This is a genomic window from Streptomyces recifensis, from assembly GCF_002154615.1.
Lineage (GTDB): Bacteria > Actinomycetota > Actinomycetes > Streptomycetales > Streptomycetaceae > Streptomyces > Streptomyces griseoluteus.
Genome location: NZ_MUNH01000833.1, coordinates 1 through 532 on the forward strand (window position 1 = coordinate 1; position 532 = coordinate 532).

The following is a 532-nucleotide window of genomic DNA, read 5'->3' on the forward strand; positions in this document are numbered from 1 at the left end:
GCGCTGGCCGCCTCCGACCTCACCGCGCACGCGGTGTGGCTGCTGGCCCAGGGCACGGACCCCTCGGGGCTCGTCGGCCGGCTGCGCTCGTACGCACTCGACAACCGCACCCGCTACCACCACCTCTGGCTCGGCGACCTGTGGCAGCGCGCCGGGGACGCGAGCCCGGAGGAGTTCATCGCGCGTGGCTGGGACGAGTGCCTGGCGGTCCTCGGCCGTCTCCAGCACGCGCTGCGCACGCCCTCCCCGGAGACCGACCCGTGCCTGGCCACCGGCGCGGGCTGGATCGCGGAAGAGGCACTGGCCACCGGACTGCTCTGCTTCCTGCTCTTTCCCGCCGACCCCGTCCTGGCACTGCGCCGCGCCGCCTGCACCTCCGGCGACTCCGACTCCCTCGCCTGCCTGACCGGCGCCTTCGCGGGCGCCTGGCTGGGCGCGGACGCCTGGCCCGCGGACTGGGTGGACCGGATCGAGCACCGGGACGAACTGCTGGAGCTGGGCGCCCTCTGGGACGCCTAGGGTCTTTCGTTTG

The 532-nt window shown here is 74.6% G+C and carries 1 protein-coding gene; it reads left to right on the plus strand.

Annotated features, from left to right (window positions below):
• A partial coding sequence (locus tag CCN33_RS30130) for an ADP-ribosylglycohydrolase family protein (protein WP_140394772.1) occupies nt 1–519 on the plus strand: 519 nt, incomplete at its 5' end.
• Nucleotides 520–532 lie beyond the last annotated feature (13 nt).